The organism is Leptolyngbya sp. FACHB-1624 (assembly GCF_047649235.1).
GTDB classification, from domain to species: domain Bacteria; phylum Cyanobacteriota; class Cyanobacteriia; order Leptolyngbyales; family Leptolyngbyaceae; genus Leptolyngbya; species Leptolyngbya boryana.
In genome coordinates this window covers 6,242,313-6,265,195 of record NZ_CP180258.1, presented here as the reverse complement: position 1 = coordinate 6,265,195, position 22,883 = coordinate 6,242,313, and the positions used below count along the sequence as shown (strand labels likewise).

Annotated in this window: 23 protein-coding genes; all 23 read right to left on the bottom strand. The window is 45.8% G+C overall.

The window, feature by feature from the left end:
* Window positions 1–103: 103 nt before the first annotated feature.
* The 23 genes from ACMUEV_RS29755 to ACMUEV_RS29645 all read right to left on the bottom strand — a co-directional run bounded on the left by ACMUEV_RS29755 (window position 104) and on the right by ACMUEV_RS29645 (window position 22,851).
* Window positions 104–1,609: an aldehyde dehydrogenase family protein gene (locus ACMUEV_RS29755; RefSeq protein ID WP_190650127.1), complete on the bottom strand. Its 1,506-nt coding sequence runs from the start codon at window positions 1,607–1,609 to the stop codon at window positions 104–106.
* A 70-nt stretch (window positions 1,610–1,679) separates the two neighbouring features.
* On the bottom strand, window positions 1,680–2,597 hold the full coding sequence (locus tag ACMUEV_RS29750) for an NAD(P)-dependent oxidoreductase (RefSeq protein WP_347277597.1): 918 nt from the start codon (window positions 2,595–2,597) through the stop codon (window positions 1,680–1,682).
* A 205-nt stretch (window positions 2,598–2,802) separates the two neighbouring features.
* Window positions 2,803–3,399 carry a hormogonium polysaccharide biosynthesis acetyltransferase HpsU gene (gene hpsU / locus ACMUEV_RS29745; RefSeq protein WP_190650131.1) on the bottom strand — a complete coding sequence of 199 codons (597 nt, stop codon included), beginning with the start codon at window positions 3,397–3,399 and terminating at the stop codon, window positions 2,803–2,805.
* Window positions 3,396–4,322 carry a glycosyltransferase family 2 protein gene (locus ACMUEV_RS29740; RefSeq protein ID WP_190650133.1) on the bottom strand — a complete coding sequence of 309 codons (927 nt, stop codon included), beginning with the start codon at window positions 4,320–4,322 and terminating at the stop codon, window positions 3,396–3,398. The genes hpsU and ACMUEV_RS29740 overlap by 4 nt, the downstream gene beginning before the upstream one ends.
* Before the next feature lie 203 nt (window positions 4,323–4,525).
* On the bottom strand, window positions 4,526–5,227 hold the full coding sequence (locus ACMUEV_RS29735; RefSeq protein WP_017285600.1) for a response regulator transcription factor: 702 nt from the start codon (window positions 5,225–5,227) through the stop codon (window positions 4,526–4,528).
* A gap of 316 nt (window positions 5,228–5,543) precedes the next feature.
* Complete coding sequence (locus ACMUEV_RS29730) at window positions 5,544–6,587, bottom strand: MraY family glycosyltransferase (RefSeq protein ID WP_017285601.1); 1,044 nt, start codon at window positions 6,585–6,587, stop codon at window positions 5,544–5,546.
* A gap of 71 nt (window positions 6,588–6,658) precedes the next feature.
* Window positions 6,659–7,600, bottom strand: a complete 942-nt coding sequence (locus ACMUEV_RS29725) for a UDP-glucose 4-epimerase family protein (RefSeq protein ID WP_190650135.1) — start codon at window positions 7,598–7,600, stop codon at window positions 6,659–6,661.
* Window positions 7,597–8,352: a glycosyltransferase family 2 protein gene (locus ACMUEV_RS29720; protein WP_017285603.1), complete on the bottom strand. Its 756-nt coding sequence runs from the start codon at window positions 8,350–8,352 to the stop codon at window positions 7,597–7,599. The genes ACMUEV_RS29725 and ACMUEV_RS29720 overlap by 4 nt, the downstream gene beginning before the upstream one ends.
* Window positions 8,349–8,933: a WcaF family extracellular polysaccharide biosynthesis acetyltransferase gene (locus ACMUEV_RS29715; RefSeq protein ID WP_415354716.1), complete on the bottom strand. Its 585-nt coding sequence runs from the start codon at window positions 8,931–8,933 to the stop codon at window positions 8,349–8,351. Before ACMUEV_RS29715 ends, ACMUEV_RS29720 begins: the two co-directional genes overlap by 4 nt.
* Before the next feature lie 9 nt (window positions 8,934–8,942).
* Window positions 8,943–9,788, bottom strand: coding sequence for a hypothetical protein (locus ACMUEV_RS29710; protein ID WP_190650137.1), 846 nt, complete (start codon window positions 9,786–9,788; stop codon window positions 8,943–8,945).
* 36 nt (window positions 9,789–9,824) lie between these two features.
* Window positions 9,825–10,529, bottom strand: coding sequence for an FkbM family methyltransferase (locus ACMUEV_RS29705; protein ID WP_190650139.1), 705 nt, complete (start codon window positions 10,527–10,529; stop codon window positions 9,825–9,827).
* Window positions 10,530–10,548: 19 nt separating this feature from the next.
* Window positions 10,549–11,526 carry an SGNH/GDSL hydrolase family protein gene (locus tag ACMUEV_RS29700; RefSeq protein WP_190650141.1) on the bottom strand — a complete coding sequence of 326 codons (978 nt, stop codon included), beginning with the start codon at window positions 11,524–11,526 and terminating at the stop codon, window positions 10,549–10,551.
* 24 nt (window positions 11,527–11,550) lie between these two features.
* On the bottom strand, window positions 11,551–12,108 hold the full coding sequence (locus ACMUEV_RS29695; RefSeq protein ID WP_190650144.1) for an ElyC/SanA/YdcF family protein: 558 nt from the start codon (window positions 12,106–12,108) through the stop codon (window positions 11,551–11,553).
* A 59-nt stretch (window positions 12,109–12,167) separates the two neighbouring features.
* On the bottom strand, window positions 12,168–12,923 hold the full coding sequence (locus ACMUEV_RS29690; RefSeq protein WP_190650146.1) for a glycosyltransferase family 2 protein: 756 nt from the start codon (window positions 12,921–12,923) through the stop codon (window positions 12,168–12,170).
* 22 nt (window positions 12,924–12,945) lie between these two features.
* Window positions 12,946–14,142 carry a glycosyltransferase gene (locus ACMUEV_RS29685; RefSeq protein WP_190650148.1) on the bottom strand — a complete coding sequence of 399 codons (1,197 nt, stop codon included), beginning with the start codon at window positions 14,140–14,142 and terminating at the stop codon, window positions 12,946–12,948.
* 3 nt (window positions 14,143–14,145) lie between these two features.
* On the bottom strand, window positions 14,146–15,267 hold the full coding sequence (locus ACMUEV_RS29680) for a glycosyltransferase family 4 protein (protein ID WP_190650150.1): 1,122 nt from the start codon (window positions 15,265–15,267) through the stop codon (window positions 14,146–14,148).
* Window positions 15,264–16,589 (bottom strand): O-antigen ligase family protein, encoded by a 1,326-nt coding sequence (locus ACMUEV_RS29675; RefSeq protein WP_190650152.1) that lies wholly within the window; start codon window positions 16,587–16,589, stop codon window positions 15,264–15,266. Before ACMUEV_RS29675 ends, ACMUEV_RS29680 begins: the two co-directional genes overlap by 4 nt.
* Window positions 16,573–17,862 (bottom strand): glycosyltransferase, encoded by a 1,290-nt coding sequence (locus tag ACMUEV_RS29670; protein WP_190650154.1) that lies wholly within the window; start codon window positions 17,860–17,862, stop codon window positions 16,573–16,575. The genes ACMUEV_RS29675 and ACMUEV_RS29670 overlap by 17 nt, the downstream gene beginning before the upstream one ends.
* Complete coding sequence (locus tag ACMUEV_RS29665; RefSeq protein WP_190650156.1) at window positions 17,846–18,904, bottom strand: NAD-dependent epimerase/dehydratase family protein; 1,059 nt, start codon at window positions 18,902–18,904, stop codon at window positions 17,846–17,848. The genes ACMUEV_RS29670 and ACMUEV_RS29665 overlap by 17 nt, the downstream gene beginning before the upstream one ends.
* Before the next feature lie 12 nt (window positions 18,905–18,916).
* Window positions 18,917–20,011 (bottom strand): hypothetical protein, encoded by a 1,095-nt coding sequence (locus ACMUEV_RS29660; protein ID WP_190650159.1) that lies wholly within the window; start codon window positions 20,009–20,011, stop codon window positions 18,917–18,919.
* 322 nt (window positions 20,012–20,333) lie between these two features.
* Entirely contained in the window at window positions 20,334–21,491 is a 1,158-nt protein-coding gene (locus ACMUEV_RS29655) for a glycosyltransferase (RefSeq protein WP_190650160.1), read from the bottom strand.
* A complete protein-coding gene (locus tag ACMUEV_RS29650) occupies window positions 21,491–22,306 on the bottom strand; it encodes a glycosyltransferase family 2 protein (protein WP_190650163.1) in 816 nt (271 codons plus the stop codon). Before ACMUEV_RS29650 ends, ACMUEV_RS29655 begins: the two co-directional genes overlap by 1 nt.
* Window positions 22,307–22,311: 5 nt before the next feature.
* Window positions 22,312–22,851, bottom strand: coding sequence for an acyltransferase (locus tag ACMUEV_RS29645; protein ID WP_277880283.1), 540 nt, complete (start codon window positions 22,849–22,851; stop codon window positions 22,312–22,314).
* Between the last annotated feature and the right edge of the window lie 32 nt (window positions 22,852–22,883).

Genomic DNA, 22,883 nt, shown 5'->3' with positions numbered 1-22,883 from the left:
CGTCAAAGGTTCCGACGTGTGACCTGCCTCCGCCCCGAATGCATTCCGGGGCAGGCAAATGCGTCTCAACAATTACTCTTAAAGCATCCTCTACGATCTCTAGCTAGAAAGGATAAACACGCGGTGTATGTTGCACTGTGATCCAATGGTCAGTGGTAAATTCTTCAACCACCCAACTGCCTCCAAATCGACCAATTCCGCTGTTTTTCTCACCGCCAAACGGTGCATTCGGTAAATCATTCACAGTCTGATCATTGATGTGTGTCATGCCTGCTTCGACTTGCAGTGCAAACCGCAATCCTCGACCTTCATCACGAGTGAATACTGCACTCGATAGTCCATATTCAGTCGCATTTGCGATCTGTAGCGCTTCTGCTTCGTCGCGTACTTTCAGAATTGAAGCGATCGGTCCAAACATTTCCTCGCGTGCCACTCGCATTTCATTGTTTACATCAACAAAGACATGCGGCGGTAGAACTAATCCTTCTGGTTCACCGCCTAACAATTGACGCGCACCCTCTTGATGAGCCGATTCGATATGCTCTAGCAGTGAATCGAGCTGAGCTTGATCAATGATTGGACCAATCACAGTATCCGGATCATTCGGGTCGCCGATTTTAAGAGCGCGAACTCGATCGACAAAGCGATCGACAAATTCATCATGCACCCGCTGATCAACCACAAAGCGATTGATGCTCATACAAATCTGACCGGAATTCAAGAACTTACCAAACACCGCAGCATTCACAGCAAGCTCTAGGTCTGCATCATCTAAGACAACAAATGGACTACTTCCACCGAGTTCAAGTGACACTCGTTTCATAATTGGGCTACTCATCGCGAGTTGTCCAATATGCCGCCCTGCTTTAGTTGAACCTGTAAAGGTAATCACTCGTGGAATCGGATGCGTCACAAAAACATCACCGATCTCACTAGCTTTTCCAGCAATCACACTAAACACACCCGGCGGAAGACCCGCTTCCTCATAGATTTTGGCAAGGATTAGACCACCAGAAATCGGAGTAGTCGAAGGTGTCTTTTGTACAACTGCATTGCCAAGGGCTAGAGCAGGAGCAATCGATCGATTCGCAAGGTGTAGCGCAAAATCCCAAGGACTGACAACCCCAACAACGCCCACAGGTTGACGATACACGCGACTTTCTTTTCCAGGCAGGTCAGCAGGTAGCACATGACCTTCTGCTTGATACGGAATTCCAACCGCTTGCTGCATGAGCGCATAAGCCGCTTGCCATTCGAGCATCGCTTTATTGCGCGGGCTGCCTGCTTCTCGAATCAGCCAAGAGACAATTTCTTCTTGACGCGCTTTCATGATTTCGGTAGCTCGCTGCATGACTTGTGATCGCTCACTCGGTAATGCCTGTGCCCACTCAATTTGAGCTTTCTTCGCCGCTTGATAAGCTTCCTGAATGTCTTGTTCACTCGCAGCTTGAAATTCAGCGATCGAGGTTTTGCGATAAGGATCGATCAAAGTAACTTTGTGTTCAGAGCGACCTTGTACCCAGCGTCCACCGATAAATAAGCGATCGAGACCTGTGTAGGGAGTAGGTGCAGTCGATTGAGGGGGGCGTTTTGGAGCGGTAGCAGTCATGGTAGCTTCTCCTGATTAAAACGTGATTAGTCAAAAAATGATTGGTTAAAAAGTGATGGAAATCTGCAATTTAAGGTGCAATCGTTACATCTGCTTCGAGTTCCAGCATTTTGATAAATGCAGACGCATTTTCTTCGCCCCATCCTTGATTTACAGCGGCTTTGATAGTTTCTCGTACGGCGACTGCCGCAGGAGTTGGAGCGTTTAGATCTTGAGCAAATCGAGCAATCAAGTTGGCATCTTTGAGTAAATGTTTGAGTGCAAAGCTCGGTGTGAAATCGCGATCGATGAGGGTCTGACCCATTCCATCAAACAGCGGAGAACGAAAATCAACCCGATGTAGCACGTCTAAGACATCTTTCGGATTTAGTCCTGCTTTCGTTGCTAGCACCAGTGCTTCGCCAAGGGCTTCGATTTGAGTTGCTACGATCGAATTACCTACAAGCTTCATTGATGCGCCTTTGCCTGTGTCGCCCATGTAGTGAACAGATTCGCTCATTGCATTGAGCATCGGCTGCACACGATCGAAGACTGCTCGTTTTCCGCCAACTACAATCCACAATCCACCTGCCGCCGATTCATTTTTACTCCCAAACACTGGAGCATCTAGAAACTCAACTTGTTTTTCTGCATAAGCTGCGGCTTGACGCTGAGATGTACTGGGATGCACGGTACTTTGGTCGATCGCAATTTGTCCCGATCGCACATTCGATAAAATCCCATTCTGTCCAAAGACGACTTCTTCAACGACCTGATCATTTGCAAGGCAATAGAAAATTACATCCGCATCTTGGACGGCTTGAGCAGGAGTTTCTGCTTGAGTTGCACCCTTTTCGACAAGTGCCTTTCCGGCTTCTGGGCTGCGATTCCAAACAGTCAGAGAATATCCTGCTTTGAGTAGATTAGCTGCCATACCACTACCCATCGTTCCTAGCCCTAAATAGGCAATTCGTTCCATGAAATTGTCCTTGCATGAGGTTGAAGCAATCTTGTTGCGTAAAGATTACTCTCGGAGCAACTGAAGCAGTGAGTCCAGAAAACTTCGGGAAAGGAGCAATCTTTTCACGCGACATCAGATCATCCTAGAGACGCAATTGATTCTGCTCCTCTAACGAACGAGAGAGAAACTGGAATTCTCTGCACAATTCTCAGAATCAATATGCTCTAGAACGATAGGATACTTCGCGATTCCTCTAATGCACTCGCATCTCTCGCAAATAGTGCGATCGACAAGGAGACCCCCAACAAACTGATTGCGCTGGCATCGACTTGAGTACGGTGCTCCGCGCCCCAATCACTGCATTGGAACCAATCTGCACTCCCGGTGCAATAAAGCAATCTGTCGCAATCCAGGCTCCATGCCCAATCTCAATCGTTTGTGTGACAAGTCCAAACGCGCGATCGCTCAAATCATGGCTTCCCGTACACAGATAGCTCTTTTGTGAAATCACACAATGAGAACCAACCGAAATACGATCGAGACTATAAAACACGACATTATCGCCAATCCAGCTATAGTCCCCGATCTCAACTTTCCAGGGATAAGTAAACCGTGCCGTCGGACGAACGAGCACCCCTTTGCCAACTTTTGCCCCAAATAGTCGCAACACGGCACAGCGAACTTGATTCAAAGGTTGAGGAGTGATGGGAAATACGATCGATTGAACCAACCACCATAGTAAGACATACCAGCCTGGACGACCGCGATCGTACCAGGATTGATCATAACAATGTAAATCGACGAGCGGAGGCGCATCTATGTCGATCGCAGACCCTTTCAAACTTGTCATGATTCTGGTTGTACGATCGGAGTTGGATTCGGTTTCGGGGTGTTTAACGTTCCCCCAAACTGCTGTAGCTCATACAGCTTCACCCCAATTTGAAACTCGTACTGGCTGAGCAACCGTGCATAGATATAGCCTGCTCTCCCATCTAGGAATCCAAGCCGGAACACATAAGCCAGTAAGAACCTTAGCGTCGGTTTGAAGGGCAATCTTACCCAGATCCGCTTCAAAAATCGCTTGCGCTGTACCGAATCGCCAAAGAAATTTGCACCGATCGTTCCTTGATCGTCTTTGCCATTGAGCAAATTTAGGTAAACCTTCGCTTCCCAATTAGAATAGCGATTGTGTCGGTCTAGCCAGTGATAAAGATCTTTGAAGTCAATGTGGAGCATATCATTTTGCAGATAGCCCACTTTCTCAGACATGACAACATGCTCATGGACTTCGTTGTCCCCCGTGTTGCGAATTGCCTCAGTGCTGAGGTTTTCGTAGCGACCTTTTGCGTGTTTAAACAAGCGCAAATTCCAGTCGGGATACTTGCCACCATAGCGAATCCATTGTCCTAAGAAGAACACACGGCGATTCAGATAGTACCCTTCGTACTCTGGATTTTCAATTGCAGTCTCAATCTCATCCCACAGTTCTGGTGTGATCCGCTCATCGCAGTCTACAATCAACACCCACTCATTGCGAAATGGAAGATTTTCCAGCGACCAATTTTTCTTCTTCGGCCAGCGTCCATTGAAGTGAAACTGCACCACATTCGCCCCATAGCTCTCTGCAATTTCCACAGAGAGATCGCTACTTTGCGAATCGACGACAAACACCTGATCCGCTCGCGCAACACTTTCTAGACAAGCGGGCAAATTTGCTTCTTCATTACGGGCGGGAATTAGAACAGAAACTGGGAGTTTAGAGAGACTAGACATAATTCGGGTGCAGAAAGGGCTTGACGCAACCACGTCGCTCCCAGTATTCCCAATCCAATTTTGGGATCACACTCAAAAGTCTTGTCCAAAAGTTCTTGTAGATAACGCCTGATCGTCTAGTGAAAATTTGCTTGAATAGAGACTGAGGTAATCACGGAAGAAGTATTGATCACTGTCTTCGGAGCACTCCATTTTCCCAACTCCTACAAGGGAATCCGAAGCTTTAACTTACCACGCAGCAAATTAATCTTTGATGGATTCAAATACTCTTGCAATCCTGAAACTTCATTCAACAGCGATGTACTGCGAGCACATTCTTCTTCTAAGATTGCAATATAGCGATCGAGATCTTGATCAGAGATATGTTGTTTCAACATATAAGTCGCGATCGTAATATTCGAGACAGGATGCCGTAAGCCTTGGGATAGCTTCTGCAACAGCATACTATTCATCTCAGCTAGCTCTTGACTGGTTTGGAGTTGCTTCTCAATTGATTGGGCAGCTTGTGCTTGTGCCTCAGACTGACGAGTTAAGCGATCGTACTTATTTAAGCAACTCTGCACCGCGCCGATCAGTTCTTCTTGAGTAAAAGGCTTGGTCAGATAATCATCTGCGCCCAATTCCATTCCCATTCGCACATCTGTGCGCTCAGAACGCCCGGTCAGAAAAATAAACGGAATCGTTGCCGTTTCAGCCTGCTGACGTAATTCGCTCAACACCGTATAGCCATCCATTTCAGGCATGACGACATCACAGATCACAAGGCTCGGCAGTGCTTCTTTCGCCAATTGCAACCCGGCAACACTACTACTCGTCGTCAGTGCTTGGAAACTTTGAAGCTCTAGAATCTCTTCAATATTTTCTAAGATTTCTTGATCGTCTTCGATCACTAAAACACTGTTCATTGACTATCCCAAGGTAAACTGCACTGGCTAGCAATCCGCTTTCTCTGCCGAAGCGATGAGAGCAAATCTGTCGAACTTGCCCTTGTAGATCAACCCCTTTGAAGCCTATCGATCAAGGTTTGCAAATTTACTTTCGCCAAACTTAATCGCTATACAGTACATCCTACACAAGAACTTGACCAATTTCAGTATCTTTTCGTAATTTCTTTAAGCTTTTGTGAAAGAGATTGAGAGAGATCATAGAAGATTTCAGCAAAATTACTGACTGTATCTCTCTCCATCTCGTTAAACACTGCTCAATCTGACTATTTTTTCGTCATCCAGCTCGGGTTCCCATAATTAAGTTCCGAACAGACGAATAAATTACCGTTCGCATTTTGATGCCTTGCTGATGGCTCAGATATCTTTCTCCAAGCGCGATCGCACAGACAACTTCGCTCAAACTGAGCCATGCTCCAAATTCCTGTAGAAAATGTAAATTCAGCGCGATCGCAAGCGTGACCAGAATATAAGTGCTAGCAACTTGAGCGTGGTTCCAGCCCGATTGCTGTAGTCTCTGATAAAGGTGAGTGCGATGCGGCTGAAAGATATTCTCTTTCCGAATCACACGCCGAATCAGCGTGTAAATCGCATCTGCAATCAGTGGTAATGTAATCGCTAAAGATGACCAAGCCTGCACCGCACCACCAGACTGATTTAGCAGCGAGATTGCAATCATCGCGCCCAAAACAGTACTGCCGACATCCCCCATGAAAATTTTGGCAGGTGACCAATTCCACCAGAGAAAGCCGAGCAATGAAATCGCCAGCAGCGCGAGCATTGGCTGGTTATATTCGATCGCTAAGTACGTGAATTGCACAAAAGACACGCCTGCAACTAATCCATCTAACCCATCCATAAAGTTATAGAAATTGATCAGCGCAGTCATCCCAATCATGGTTAATGCAATCGCAAGCATCGCTCCAACCATGCCCAGTGGAGCTAGCCAAGGTTGAGGAAAAGGGCTGAACGCTGCGATCGCAATTCCAGCAGAGCTAAGTTGTACAAGATAGCGAATTCGAGCGGGAACATCACCGCGATCATCGAAAAAGCCAACAATAATTAACGGAATTAAAGCCGCCCAAATGAATAACGCATTGCTAGCAGTGAAGGTTTGCCAATCCAGCCACGCTAGCATAGCGCTCACGAGAGCAAATGCAATCACAAACCCAAGTCCTCCTCCACGGGGTGTCGGTTGAGTATGCGAACTGCGATGGTTTGGCACATCAAGAAGATACTGACTGAGATACTGTCTAATCGAGGCGACTAGCACAAAACTCAAGCCACCACTTGCCAGTAGCAGACTGGGAAAAATATTCATAGGAACGAAACCGAAACGATTTTTTGAGCCGCTTTTAGATAGACCCCTTCAGCTTTTTTTACTTCAACAAGTCAGTGTGTATCTTGGAACCCTCTCGCAGTTTGTTCCAGACCTTGTTCGAGGGTAAACGGAGGCTGCCAGTTAAGAGTCTGGCGAAGCTTTGAACTATCGATCGTCAGTGAACCAAATAAACGATCGAGCGTTGCCGTTTTACCCAAGATCCGGGCGAGGTTAGTTAGTATTACAGGCGAGATTGGCATCAACCGGACAGGTTTCCGCATCGATTCCGAAATTTTTCTAACGAGTTCTGGGGTAGAAACGTCTGTGCTATCACTGACAAGAAACGTCTGTCCAGCGGCTTGAGGATGTGTGGCGCAAGTGACGATCGCATCCACTAAATTGCCGACATAGACTAGACTCCGCTGGTTGTGAATTCCACCGAGCGGGAGTGGAATGCCTGTTTTGACTAGGTTCATCAAGTTGAGAAAATTCGCTTTGACCCCTGCTCCATAAACTAATGGGGGGCGCAAAATTACAATCTCTAAATCAGTGGTGGCTGCAATCTCATTGAGCGCACATTCTGCTTCCCATTTACTGATGCCATAGGCATCAGCAGGTTGAGGCGTACTGCGCTCGGTGTAAGGTGATGCTTGTCCATCTCCGTTGACTTTAATCGAACTGAGATAGACAAAGCGTTTGACTCCAGCAGTAGCAGCAGCGATCGCGAGCGATTTGGTCGCTTCAGTATTGACTGCCCGAAATTCACTCAAGGGATCAGCCGCAGTATCGTTCATCTGATGGACTCGGGCTGCAAGGTGAATGACAACATCGATTTGAGGCAGGATGGGATGATTATCCAATTCTGCGATCGAGGAGACTAAAATTGGTGTTACAGAGGGAGGTAACACTGCATCACTGCGAACTACGCCATAAACGGTATGTTCTGAATGTTCTAAAAGCTGACAGAGGGCTGAGCCAACAAAGCCAGTTGCGCCAGTAATCAAAAAGTTCATGCGGGGCGTGCGACGAGTTGAAAGACCTTAACAAAGTATTTAGACAGAACCTTGGTCATGTTTGTTTGGATGCCATTTTCTAGGCATCCTCGAACGATCTCTCGGTTCAGAATCCAATTGCTTGAGAGGTTTGCAGTGCTAGCTCCTCCAGTCCGCATCTTGACGAGAACTTGTGGAATGTAGTGATAGCTCATTTGATGAATTGCTAGAAACCGAATCAAGAGTTCGTAGTCTGCTGCAATCTTATAATCGGTTTTGAAAAAACCATAGCGATCAAATGCCCATCGTTTTACGACAAAAGTCGGATGAGCAGGCATCCAACCATAAGCAAATTTATCCGGATGGAAATGGGCAGAACTGTAGTAGCGCACGATTTTATCTGGCTCGTCATGCTTCACGTATACGAGATCTGCAAATACAGAATCGACTTGGTGCTGCTCGAACTGATTGACGATCGTGGAAATAACGTGTGAATTGAGATACACATCATCTGCATTCAGAATTGCAATCGCGTCGCCTGTCGCGAGCTTGATGCCTTTATTCATTCCGTCATACATGCCGCGATCGGGTTCTGAGACAAATCGAGCAATGCGATCGCCATAAGATTGAACAATTTCGACCGTATTATCTTTGGATGCTCCATCAATAATGATGTGTTCAATATTGGGGTAATCCTGAGCAAGAACGGATTCGATCGTGTCTCGAATCGTGGCAGCAGCATTGTAGGTAACAGTAATGATAGAAACTTTCATGGGTTTAACAGACTAGAAGAAAAGCTTTGCTCTTTGATAGCGCGAGGTTTAATCGCAACCGCAGGATTGCCCGCGTAGATTGTCCAAGAATCAAGTGATTTTACAGCAACGCTTCCCAAGCTCAGAACCGAGCCTTCGCCAATTTCAACACCGGGAGCGATCGTCGATCGTGCGGCTAACCAAGCGCCAGATTTTACGGTAATGGGTGCAACTCGCAAATCAAAAGTTGAAGCTGTCCAATCATGATTTCCAGTACAGAAATAAACCGATTGGGACACACAGATATGATCCTCTAAAACAATCGGAGCAAGATTATCAAACCAGGCGTTTTCTCCAATCCAGCAATGATTCCCGATCGTCAATCGCCACGGAAATTTTACTTGGACTCCCGGTTTAATTCGGACACCTTGCCCGATCGATGCGCCAAACGATCGGAGTACCCTAACTTTGAGACTAGAGATCGGGAGCAATCGACTTCGGACGATCGGATCTCCGATGAAAAACCAAAGCAATTGCTTCCAAACAGGTGCGCCGGGAGTATATTCGCGAATTGTATATTGATCAAGATGAATAACTGTCACAGTTCTATCTCAGAGCGTTGCTTTGAATTTGACGGTTTCTTGCCACCAAGCCTGCCGAGTGTCTAAGACGTTTGTTCTGGGATTGTCATGCCCTGCCCAATCCCACAGTACTAGACCATTCGCGCCGCGATCGCGCACTGTTTCTAGCTGCGTTCGCCAGAAGTTTCCATCGATAAACTGATTGCGCCGCTGACGATTGCTCGGATGATAGCGACACCAGAGAAACGGATACACAGGTTTACCAAACTGTTGTGCTTCTTCGATGTTTCCGCTGGCATAAGTCACCCATCCGGGAACATCGTCATAAAAGGTATACAGCGATGGCGTGATAAAGTCAGAGGCATCCGCGATCGGCTTGAGAAATTGATTGATCGCTCTCCAAGATTTTAGACCTGCGGGGTGATTTCGCACCGGAGTCCAATAGTCGCGAATCGGCGGAATACTGTACACTCCTATTTTCAATGAAGGAGCCACTTCTCGCGTCCATTCAATAATTCTCAAAAACTTGTCGATACTCTCTCGAACTTCAGCTTCAGAATCTGCGCCAATGTTGACTTTCCAATGTTCGATATCAATCGTGAAGTACGAATAGTTTTCAGCTGTCGTTCGAGCATTTTTTTGGGTTGCTGCTCGATCTGGAGTGATTCGCTCTTTTGTTGCAAAAAACCCTCGATCGTCTACTCGCATTGGCATCAAGCCAACATTCGGTTTTCCACCATAGATTAAAGCGTCAAAGATTTTGAATTCGGATGCATGTCTGACAGATCGGGACTCAACTCTCTGGCAAGCAGCAGGTAGCAGTGCAGTTCCTCCCATGAGTGTTAGAAACTGTCTGCGATTCAAAAGATTTGGCATTTAGAGCAACTCCTTAACTTGAAAAATTGTGATCATCTATCGGGTTGCCGGATCAAGAAGAAAGCTAAACTCTTCACCAGTTCCAGAAACTGAAAATAGTTTGTAGCCTAGCTTTCGTAGTAGCTCAATCGATTCTTTGGTTTTATGACAGCCTACATTCGGAAACCGGTGATGGAATTCAATCAATATTTGTTCTGGTCGAATCGTTGATTTTGCAAGGTATTCGATCACTTGATACTCTGCGCCTTCGATGTCCATCTTGAGTAAATCAATACGATCGTGTCTCAGTTCTCGCATGATAGTTTCCAGACATTTCACCGACACGGTGATTGCACTAGTTTGAGTGGTTGGGCGATCGAGTAATGTATGAGAAACATGCTGAGCATTTTCAGGTGGATTAAAAGAGACTATGCCATCAAAATCAGCTAAACCGTATTCGTGCATGATCAAGGGTTGAGTAAGCTTTTGTTGCCTTACCCAGTCAATTGATCTTGGAGTTGGATCAAAAGCGTGAATGGTCACACCAAACCGCTCGATCATACCCAAATCAAATGAGATATCTTCTCCCACACCCACTGAGTAAACGATCGAATCCGGTGTAATGTGATCGACTACAACATCCCATCCGCCGTAGTCCGAACCAATTCGCTCTTTCGGATAGTCTCGATCAACAGTAGCAAAGAAATCCTTTCCAAGCAAAGTTCTACCAATTCTTCTGAGCTTCCGTAGTACCATCTTCATCGCTATCACCATTAAAAGTCTATTGTCTGCACCAAGTTGATTTCGCTTGAACACAAAGCTGTTGAAATAACAGATCCGAAACAGCTTGATTTCCTGTTTCGCTCAAATGAATCTCATCAATGAAATAGCTCGTTTTATGCTCAACGGGCAGAGATGCCCAAGATTGATGCACATCAACAACTGGAATTTTGAGTTGTTTCAACAGGGCAAAAAATTCTGCTTTGTACAAAGGTTGCTGTGGCGTGGGGGTTACTTCATCTCGATTTGGGGTATATAGCACAAGGATTGGAATACTCTTCGTTTCGGGATTGGTTCTCAAAGATCGAACTGCTGCTCTAAAGCTCTGACTGTTGCGTGCAAACCACGCGGCTTTATCTTGAGGCGATCGCACTTCAGCATAAGCAGGTATGATTAACGCCTGACGAACAAATCGCCGGAGAAGGTAGCGCGACCAAACTTCTTCGATCGCTGACCAAGGTCGCTGATTTGGAAAACTCGGATCAACTCCGATCATTGTTCCAGTACCAGTTCTCTGAATTAGATCGCTTGTGCCAATCTGAAAGATAATGACATCGCTTTGAAAGCTGCCAAACTCCAACAAGTATCCGATCCGATTTTCGATGCCCCACGATCCCGTAGACGCATTCAGAACTTCGATCGAGCCACCAAGAAGTTCGCGAAATTGCTCGGTGATTGTGTAAGCTTGATCGGTCTGTACACCGCCATTTAGTACCGAATCCCCGATCATCAGAATTCGTCGGGTATTTGGGGATTTGATTGCTGAAATCGGAGAATTGCGTTGAGAATATTGATTAATTTCGATATATTTGCCAAATCGAAACAGCTTTTGATTTGGTTGAAATCGATAGCCTGTATTTTGATCGACTTGTAGGAGCGGTGGGTTTCCAAATCCGAAAATCAGGCGTAATCCTAGTTCAAGCATCGCAATGCTTACTCCAAGTCCGAGCAGCACGATCATGAAAGGTTTGAGTTTCATTGAAAAAACAAAATGAGCGCTAATTTATCGAAATCGATCGCGTAAACTTGCTCCGGTTCGTCCCGTCATTAACCAGACAATCGATCGCCCAACATCCCGGAAAACTCGCAGCTTTGACTCTTGGCGATGCACTCCAGACACTTCTACAGGCGTAAAGGTAATGCCCTGACTGCCAAATACGATAGTCGCGATCGCTTCGGCTCGCGGCATATGATAATCAGAAGTCACAATATAAACGTGCTGAATTCCACGTCTCTTCAAGTCGGGGATCACGGTTGTAAAGTTGGTGACGGTATCGGTGGCACGAGTGTCAAAATACAAGCGCGATCGCGGAATGCCTGAGTGCTGAAAAATGCGTTTGGCATCTGGAGAGCCGCTAGATACCCAGATTTTGAGCGAGGGATACTGTCGGGCGAGGTTGACGGTGTATTCTTCTCGATCGGAACTTCCCCCCAAGATAAGAATCATTTCGGGCATGGGGGATTGCTGGCGAGCGATCGCCAGTCGAGCCGGGACATATCCCAACCCAAGCAGAATGCCAACGGAGGCAATGCACCGAAGCAGTCGAGAACGAATTAACACGGTAGACCCTGATCACTGGTAGAACCCTTGACCTCAGTTTACCGATTTTCGCAATTTTGTTAACCTTTCTCTGCTTGGATCAAATGAATGGATAACAAAATTTCAGCTAGAACACGCTGAAAAGTGTAATACCATCCTGCCCAACCATCAAGAATTCCGCCTTTGAGAATCAGACAGTAAATCAAAATGACAAACGGCGCGAGAATTTTGGTTTTCCGAATACGATCGCCCAAACTCAGTTCATGAGTCGGTGTCGCTAGTAATTTTTTCACCTCCAGTACCATATAGCGATCTTGTGCCCAGAGCCAGCGCGATAAGGGTTTGCGATCGTCGTGATAAATCGGTGCCTTCAAAAAACCAGATTTGCCTTGCACTTCAAGCTGTTGAGTATGACCGTCATCAAAGTAGTTCGCTTTCTCGCGTCGAAATAGCGCTTGTCGGGGTGGTAAAAGCGTTCCTCGTAAGGGTTTACCGAAGACACAATATTTGAATCGAATGAAGAATCCATTGATCGGCATATCGGTGGACAGTGATCGAATCTCTTCAATCAGTTCAGGGGACAGCACATAATCTGCATCTAGAGAAAGCACCCATTCTGACTCCACTTTATCTAAGCCATAGTTCCACTGTTTGGCGTGCGTATCAAACGGTCGGGTAAAGATCTCAACTTGAGGATAAGCCCTCAAAATGTCTAATGTCTCATCGGTACTCCCACTATCAATGACGACAATTCGCTTCGCCCAAGTCAACTGTTCCAGTGTTCGACCAATATTAGCAGCTTCGTTGTAAGTCAGGATCAAAGGAGTAACTTCCATGAGACGAACCTCTGAAGACTGTTTATGAGACAGGTTGTGAGCTAAGGGCATGTTTTTTTCGATCAAGAATATCAAGATAAGCTTGGTGCAACGTTCCGGCAATTTGATCCCAGGTATAGTGCTGAAAAATTAAGTGACGGGCACGTTCTCCAAGCGCTTTTGCAGCTTCAGGATAGGCAAACTGTCGTCGCATCGCTTGTGCGATCTCATCCGCATCGATTTCGACCACTTTTGCGGCTTGTGCGATCGCAGCTTCTGGAAAATTACACCCAGTTGTAAACACACAAGGCAATCCCGCTGCCATTCCTTCAAGGATCGATAGACTAAAGCCTTCGGAATAAGACGGAGCGACATACAAATCGACTGCTGCTAGTGCTGCATGTTTTAGTGTTCCAGTGAGCATTCCAGCGAAGGTGACAGCTTCAAGGACTCCAAATTGCTTGAAGTAAGATTGTGCAGTAGGTAGAAATCCAGTGTTGTCGGGTCCAGCAACCACTAAATGAGTATTGGGAAACTCTGCATGAATTCGAGCAAAAGCGGGGGCTAAGAGATCTAATCCTTTTTTCGGATCAATCCGTCCTAAAAATAAAATTAATGATTTACCTCGCAACTCTGGAAAGGCTTGATAGAACAGTTCAGAGTCAGGGAGCGGATCGAAGTCCTGTCGATGGACACCGTTTGGAATAATCTTTAATGGAGCGGGCAAAGATAAAGGTCGAATCCCATCGGCTTCAGCTTGAGAAAGCATCTGAATCACACTCGCTTTTCGCAGGATTGGACGCTCGATTAAAGTATAGTATGCTTTTTTCTTGAAGCCTTTGTAGTTCAATGCCCACGGGTCTAACATTCCTTGAGGATTGACAATATAGGGAATCTTATACAGTTGGCATAACCAATGTGCGATCGCAACTGGATAAGTAAATAGCGAAATCGTATGAACTAAATCATAGTCGCAAAGATGCTGAAATAACCACGCTGTGAGCGGGTAGCTGAATTTATATTCACTCAACCGCCAGCGCGGAAAATATTGGATTCGATAAGATTTCTCTTGCTGCCAAGTGCAGAGCGGCACATCTAAGTTAGTTGCCCCATTCGCGTCTGTGGTCACGATATCGATTTGAAGTGCTCGATCGCCCAAAGCTTGAGCAAGCTCTAAAACTAATTTCGATGTCCCGCCATACACAAGACCGATCGCAGGAATAACAATTAAAATTTTCATGTTCTACTTCAATACGGATTCAACTGCTTGGTGCAAGCCCTGAGCGAAATAGTTTGGAGAAAACTTTTCAATGTGTCTCAGTGCGGCTCCTCCCATTGTTTTGGCATAATTTACATCTGAACTAACTTTGCTCATGAACTGCTGCATCTGTTCGACACTGTTAGGATCAAAGCCCCAACCATTCACGCCTTCAATCACTAAATCTTCAAAACATCCACATCGATTGGACACCAGTACCGGAAGTCCTGCCGCCATAGCTTCGTTCACAACTAATCCCCACTGCTCTTGATAGCTGGCATGAATAAAGCAGTTGGCATGAGCAAAATAGGGCATGAGTTCCGCTTGCTGAAGAAAACCAGGAAGATGAACGCGATCGCTTAATCCTTCTGCCTGAATTTGTGCTTCAATCTGAGGTCTCAGTTCTCCGTCACCGCATAAAACTAAATCCCACGGTTCCGAAGTTTTCTTAACATACGCAGCGTAAGCCGTAATGAGATTTGGAATGTTTTTTTTCTCGATAAACCGATTGATCGACAAGAAGAAGGGGGCTTTTACTGGATTGGGAAGCGATCGCAATCGATCCGGATGAAATACTTCATTGCCCACCACGTTATAGCCTAGAAAAATTCGATTCTCAGGTATTCCCAACTTCAGTAGATATCGTTTCTGCGGCTGCCCTCCGACTAATGCTGCCTGATACTGATGAATTAATCGTCGCTTCAATTGCTCTTTAATTCCAGTGCGAGGAGCATCATCTTCTTTAGAAGCAGATAAGAGAATTGCAGGCTTACGATGTAAACGACTCCAACTGAGTGCAGCTAACATTCCAGGCTGAAAATAACCTGCGATCGCGATGACATCAGGATTAATTCGAGAGAGAGTTTCATAAACTGCAGGGATCAATTGGGTTAGTTTCACAGACTGCAGTGATTGATCTTGAATCACAGTTACGAATGGGCAATCCGACTGCTCGATTGCAGCCTTCCAAGCGTAGTCTGTATCCGATCGAGACAGTTCAATTGCATGAAGCTGCCATCCAATCTGATCAAATCGGTGGTGTGCCGCATTTGATCGCGCGAAATGATACGGACCATAGTTATTGAAGATCAAGGCAACACTAGTCATTGTGGCTTACGAAGAGATCGGTGATTGAGTCTCAAGAATGCAATCAAAACGCCTAAACAAGCGATCGGGAGATGGCTGCGATACGGATCACCATGAAATGAGAACATTGAGATAGTTTGAACCAACATGACAACCGCAAAGCTAGAAACCATCCAATAATCGCTTCTCAAGAACTTCGACGCAGCTTGGTATGACCAAGATGAAGTACTTGCGATCGCGCTTCGCAATATATTGAACATCTGATAGGTCAACATCAGAAACGGCACAATAAATGTCAAAACTCCCATCATTCCAAATTCCGCTGCCACTTGTAGAAAGACGTTGTGCGCTCCTCCCGCAGAGTAAAGACCTTTGCCAAACACTGGATTTTGATTAAAAACCTCGATTGTATTAGCGTAAATACTTTCTCGTCCCTGAATTGACATATCGCCTGCCCCTCCAGAAAACATCTGCACGAGAGCCTGAATTCTACGATTGCCGTTTTCAACCGCAGTTTCGACCGGAGACCGATCCGCTTTATTCGTTGCTACTGCCCGTTCAGAAGATACAGGTGCAAGCACAAGAAGCAATCCCAAAACTCCTGCGAGCGCAAAAGAAGTCGATAGAAACCGCGAGAACATCTTTCCAGACTTCATGAGAATGTTCAGCACATAAAGTCCAATTAAGGCAGCAGCGACAAACATTGATATCGTGGCACTGCGAGTTCCTGAAGAAACACAAACAAAGAACCCAGGAGCACTACAAGCTAACCAAAACAATTTCTGTGAAGATGGCGATTTGATCCACAAGATTAAGCTTGCTAGACAACAATAAGCCCCTGTGTATCCAGCAATAATGGGATTGCCAGAGGTTCCAACTGCTAATCTGTTGCCGTTATCGACCCAAGTTGCTGTTCCGGTCACAACCTGTACAAATAGAATTAAGGAGGTGAGTACTGCGAGACAAGTTGTAACGTAGCAGAAGATTTTAAGCTGACTAAAAGATAAGCTTCTCAATAAAATTAGAGCGAACCAATAGACACTGGTATAGATGGCAAAATTGCTAGGTAACACTAATGGATCAGGAATCCTGACCAGATCGTAGATCACTAAAGCAATAAAAGCACAGTAGAAAATCTCAAAGAAGCCAAATCGGAAAAGCTTCCGCCGCGATTCCGGAGTGTAGAAGGTGAAGATCAGCCCAATCAAGATCGTTCCAAGCTGGAAAATTGCGGTTAGGACTGTCGTATGTATGCCCAGCGCACCAGAGATCGCGAAGTACAGCGTTAAGCCGTGAACGAAAGTGGCAAGCGCGATCGCAGCAATCTTAGCATTTTTCGACATAGCTAAAACTCTCAGCTTGAGGATGAAATGAACGATCGACGAATTGATTAATCAACGTTTTGGCAAACTTTTTAGCAAGATTAAGCTGAGCAAATTCATTCATCCTTTCAGCATTGCAGAGTCCATCTGCAGGTAAACAGAATCGCTGTTCAATGCTCTGAGCGATTTCGCGCTTGTCTTCTGCCTGAATTGCTAATCCTAACTGATACTGTTCGATTAGTTTTCCCATTAGTCCGTAGTTTGAGCCGATGACAGGTGTTCGAGCAGCAGCAGCATGAACCAGAATCGAACTCATTCCTACATGGCGCTGATAGAGCGCGAGAACGGTGTCTGCAAGCTCAAAGAACTGTTGTACTTCGGCTCCTTTGATATAGCGATCGCACAAAATTATCTGCACTGGAGTGGTTTGGCGGATCTGCTCGATTTCGGCTCGAATCGATTCGGCAGTCGCATTAACGGGACCTGCCAGCACAAGACAGAGTTGAGATTGAACTGCGATCGGGAGGAGTTTGAGCGCGTCTAGCACTTGATAAATACCTTTACGACCGCTCAATTCTCCAAACAATAATAGAACATGACGATCGCGTGAAATTTCAAGCTGTTGGTGCAAGTTTCGCACTTCATTCGCGTCACAGGCTGGAATTTCGACCGGATCAGCTAGAGGCAAAATTGGTTTTTGAGTCAAGCGCTGAAGGTCAGACACAGCAAATTGATCGAGGCAAAACAAAGTGTTGAACTGCGAGCGTCGGAGGATTTGGGCGACGATCGCGAGTTGTCCCCATTGCTTGAAGCGATTAGGCTTAGATACCGGATGCGTTGAGAAACGATGATAGTGAAAGCTTGGACGAAAATAAATCCCGGATACCGGACAAGGAGATCGTTCTCCAAATGCGATCGGTAGCTGTAGACTATCAAGGAACATTACGAGAGCTTGCGTGGGATTGAGCGATCGAGCATAGCGACAAAAGATACGCCATTCGTTGAACGATCGAACAATCAGCGATCGAGGCGTTCGATAGCTGGCGTATTCTGCTTCAGTGACTACCGTAAATCGAACGCTGCTCAGGTCGGATTCTGTCGCCAATACGATTAAATCTGGGTGTCTTCTGGCTAACTCTGGAGACACGACAAGATGCAAACAGCCTGGAATCTGATGATCTTGCCAGTACTGCGCGACATGTCTGAGATAAGCGGGATGATGCCCGGTAGGACCGAGATCAAACAGCAAAAGACTTCGCATGGATGGAACAGATAGCTTAGCGGGCACCCGCATATTTTGAATCCTCAGCGGCAATGATTTCTTGCAAAATGTCAGTAATACTGCGTGTGATTTGCCATTCTGGAAAATGGCTCTTGAGCTTGCGTAAATCAGAAATGTAGCAAATGTGATCTCCAATGCGGTTTTGTTCTACATACAGCCAATTCACGCTTCGTCCGGTCAATTGCTCAACGAAGTCAAAAGTTTCGAGAATTGAAATACTGTTTTCGCGACCGCCTCCCAGGTTGTAAACCTCTCCGGGTCTAGGATTGCGGCGAAAGGCTTCAAAGGCTTGGATCACATCATAGCTGTGGATGTTGTCGCGGACTTGTTTCCCGTTGTAGCCAAATACGCGATAGGTTCCGCCTGTAACGGCAACTTTTATCAGGTAAGAAAGAAAACCATGCAGTTCGACTCCAGAATGAGAGGGACCTGTGAGACAGCCGCCGCGAAAGATGCCGACGTTCATACCGAAATAGCGTCCGTACTCTTGAGCAACAATATCAGCTGCGGTCTTGGAAGCTCCAAACAGAGAATGTAAAGTGCGATCGATGCGACAGTCTTCAGAAATGCCGTGATAGTCTGCTTCGTTGGCATAGTCATAGCGCTTTTCGAGTTCGACGCGCGGCAGTTCATTCGGAGCATCGCCATACACTTTATTCGTGCTCATGTGAATGAAGACTGCTTCCGGGCAGTATTGCCGAGTTGCTTCAAGCAAATTCATTGTTCCAAGTGCATTCACCTCAAAGTCCAAGATGGGAATCTGACAAGCTTTATCGTGAGACGGCTGCGCGGCACAGTGAATGATCAGATCAAAAGCATGGATTTGAAATAGCTCAAATAGACGATCGCGATCGCGAATATCAATGCTATGCGGCTTGAAATTTTTTGTTTTTGCACTCAGACGCTGAAGATTCCAGGTCGTATCGCCTTGTGCACCGAAGAATTCAGCCCTCATATTGTTATCGACCCCGATCACCTCGTGCCCTTGACGATCGTAATATTCAACCGCTTCAGAGCCGATCAAACCGTTGGAACCCGTGACTAAGACTTTCATGATGTTGTTAGATTAAGATGGACTTGTACATGCTTGTAGACAATCAATCACCCGTTTCTCGTGCGCAACAGGGCGATCAAGCATTTCAGGACATTTAAGCGAGCGACTCATCAATTCTGTTAACTCAATCCAATCATCATATTGATAGACCCCAGCATAATCAGAGGTACTTCTCGAAGCATTCCGATTTGCAATCACAGGAATGCCAGCAATGAGCAATTCGGGAATTCGAGTGAGTGCCCCAGAAGTGGGAACTTGATGAATGAGTGCCGCTTTGGCAGACGTGAGAAACGCTTCTAATTGTTCAGGAGTGACACTGCCGTGTACAACAAAATCAGCAGACTCGCAGTGTTCTTTGAGCTTCTCTGTGCCATACCCGACAATATCCACTTCAAAGGGAAAAGTTTCTCTGGCTTTCTTGAGCCATTCAATTTGCTCGATCATACCGTTACGAGTTGGCGGATTTTTCGCATTGCCATGAATTAGAAAGCGATCGTTTGTCATATTTTGCCTTGCTGCTCGAACCTTGAGAAACCGCTCTAAAACAAGTTGAGGAGGATAGTAAGGCAGATAATGAGCATTAGCTCCCTTCGTGCGAAGTAGCCATTCTTCCTCACGAGAAATACAAAACACCCAGTCTGCTTTGACTAACGCTTGCACTTCTGTTTCAAAATTCTCAAAAATCGCTCCCTGATCTGGAACTAATGCTTCTAGATTGTGAGGAAATGCAATGACCTTAAAGTGCTGTTCTGCTGCGACAAACGGTGCAATATAGTTCTTTGTTGCTTCCCAGATCAAGACTTTGCTGCCTGTATGCTGTTGCAGAACTCGCTGATAGAGCTGACGCTGAAATCCGCAAAACGCGATCGAGCGAAATGCAGGATTGATCTTCAAGTGATGCTTCGCGATAAATTGCCAGGTAGCAGGATCTAATACGGCTTTGAGCGCAGCAATTGATCGGCTTTGAGCCGATTTGAGAAGCGTGCGCGAAAACGGCGTTATCTCTAGATTTGCTTTCCCAATCAGTTCGGCAATTTGTGCGGTACGATGATCGCCCCCATGACCGTTTGCATTTGTTGTAAAAAACGTATCGACTAGAAGACTCATGTTATTTCGCTCAGCAGTTTGTCGCTCCCAGGATTTTCGATAGCTTCTTGAAGTATGGTAAAACATGCTGTGACATAGATAAAGCGTTCGTGTTAAGGATAAAAGCTGTTCAAGTGCCAGAGGTAACTTTCGATTGGAAGCAAGCGCTGTAAATTCTGGGTACAATTCAGACTCGATCTTGAGCGGAGCAGTTCGATAAATGACTTGAGGTTCTATGAGATTTTCAAATCAGACTTTTGCTCTAGAGTCAGGTTGTTCTTTTGCCCAATATTTCACACTTTCGTAAATGAGCAGAGTCGATTTTAAGAATTGCCCTAATCGTCTATGCAACATAGTCAAGCTCCAGTAAACGATCGTAGTAGTGAAGATGCTGATCAAAAATATTAGCAATCGAAAGCTGGTGACGCAGAGCCGCAATCTTGTGATCTTCAGGTTTGCAACCTGTGGCTAGAAATTCTAAAATCGCTGCTTTCAACCCGTTAGGCGTATAGTCCTCGAAATTTTTGATCGCACCAGGAGCGAGAGTATTATACTCAGCAACTTGAGGAATGTTAGAGGCGAGAATAGGACAGGCAACCGAAAGCCAGGTCGAAAGAGAACCTGATGCAGAAGTTTGACGAAAGGGACAGACTGCTAGATCAGTAGCGAGAAGATAACGTTCAAGTTCTGATTCTGAAAGATAGCCTGTCACGTGAATACGATCTCTGACTCCTTCTTTCTCCGCCAGTGCCATCAAATCCTGAAAATAAGCTTCGTGTCCTGGACTCACCCCGCCTGCGAAAATGAGTTTGACATGGGCGGGGAGATGAGGCAGCGCTTGAATGAGCAATTTATGCCCTTTACCGCTGTAGATAAATCCCAATAGTGTAATGACAGTAAAGTTGTGGAGATGCAAAACTTTTCGCGATTCGATTCGACTGATTCCAGGCGTGCGTGATTCTACAAAGTGCGGAATAATCTTAATTTTTGAGCTAACAATCCGATTGCTTAATCGTCGCGCCTCTTCTTGGGTACATACAAGAGCACTCTGCGATCGCGAAATCACTTTTTGCAGTGCCAGAATGTTCGGTGAGAGTTGATCGCGCAATATTGCTTTGATCAGTTCCGCGACCCGAACACTACCCGGATGGGATCGATACTTGTGTACCAAAGTAGCACTCGAAGGCGGATAGAAAATATCGTGCAGCGTCACAATCAAAGGACGAGAACAGCGATCAAGAAACGTATTGAGATGATGAATCTGTCGCCAATCTTCTCCCCAAATCACACGGTTATATTGAAAGTGAATCACATCTGCCTGAGAGAGGGTTTGTGCCGCATTGATGAGAGCATGACGATCACGCGATCGATCTCCGGTTAACTGAACATCAGCTTCGATCACGTTGATCTGAGATCGAGTTCGCGCTTCTGCAGCTAACAATCGTCCATAGCGATGAATCCCATGTTGCGGTAATCCAATGTGAAGATAGCCAATATTCATCAAATTCTAGCCCTCATCAAGGTTTTTCCAATGGTTCGCTTAATATGTTTGATTGTTTTTCTGGGAGTGTTGAGCAGAAAGTAGAGTGTCGCAACTTGAAGTTGGGATCGTAGCGGTAAGCGATCGCGGTAGGACTTGAGCAAGGCTTCAACCCGTCGTTCTCCTTCCCCCGATCGCCAATCAAGAATCGTCTTTGTACCTTCGATTTCACGATAGTTACCCCAGGTTTCATCAATGTGTTTTACAGTCGCAACTTGAACGACTCGAAAGATAAAATCTACGTCCATCGTAAAGTGTTCATCAACGTTGTAAAGTCCGACGTGATCATGCAAACAGCGATGATAGAAGTAGGCGGATGGATTGATAGGATGGGGATTAATTTCTGCGCCCAGCAATAGATCCTTAAGTTTGAGCTTGATCGGACGGTTAAATTTCTTTAACTCCCCCGCATCGTTCCAGACATTACAATTGCCAACAATAAAACTTGGCTGAGGGAGCGATGAGAAAACTTCTAGCACCCGATTGAGCACATTCGGCTCATAGTAATCATCCACATTCAGAAAGCCGATAATCTCCCCTTTTGCTAGTCGAATCCCTTTATTCATCGCATCCGATTGTCCCCGATCTTTCTCAGAGATCCAGCGAATATGAGGATGGAGATCTGCATAGTATTTGATAATTTCGATGGTGCGATCGTGTGATCCCCCATCCATGATCAAATGCTCGACCTCTGAACAGTTTTGAGCAATAACCGATTGCAAGCAAGCTTCAATATAATGTTCACCATTGTAAACAGGAGTAATCACTGTAATCATTCGGGCTACCAAAAAGCGATGCAAGAGGTCAGTTTGTAATCGAGGTTCTGATTGCGCTCTCCAATTTTTTTGGCAGGTACACCACCTACAATGTCAAACGGAGCAACTGATTTCGTCACAACCGCGCCCGCTGCAACTACCGCACCTTTCCCGATCGTCACTCCGGGTAAAATTGTCGCTCTTGAACTAATCCAAGCATAATCTTCAATGACAACCGGAGCGGAGGTTCCAGCAAACTCTCGATCGTTCAAATCATGCTGTGCTGTCCAGATCCAAGCCGCAGTTGAAAGATTGACCGAATGCCCAATCGTTAGTCCGCCCCGCCCATCTAACACACACTGATCGCCAATACTTGTATGACTACCGATAATCGTTTTCTCAGGAGAACGAAAATGGCAACTGTTATAAATCACAGTTCCCTCACCGATCGTCAGATGGTAGAGCCTGCGATAGAGAAAATGGCGAATTGTTTGCGCGGGAATCTTGCCGATCCACTGCAACAAACTGAATTTAAACGAATCAAAAAGATAACGTTTTGAAGGCATCGACACGATGGGAAACGACTGAACACGAAGAC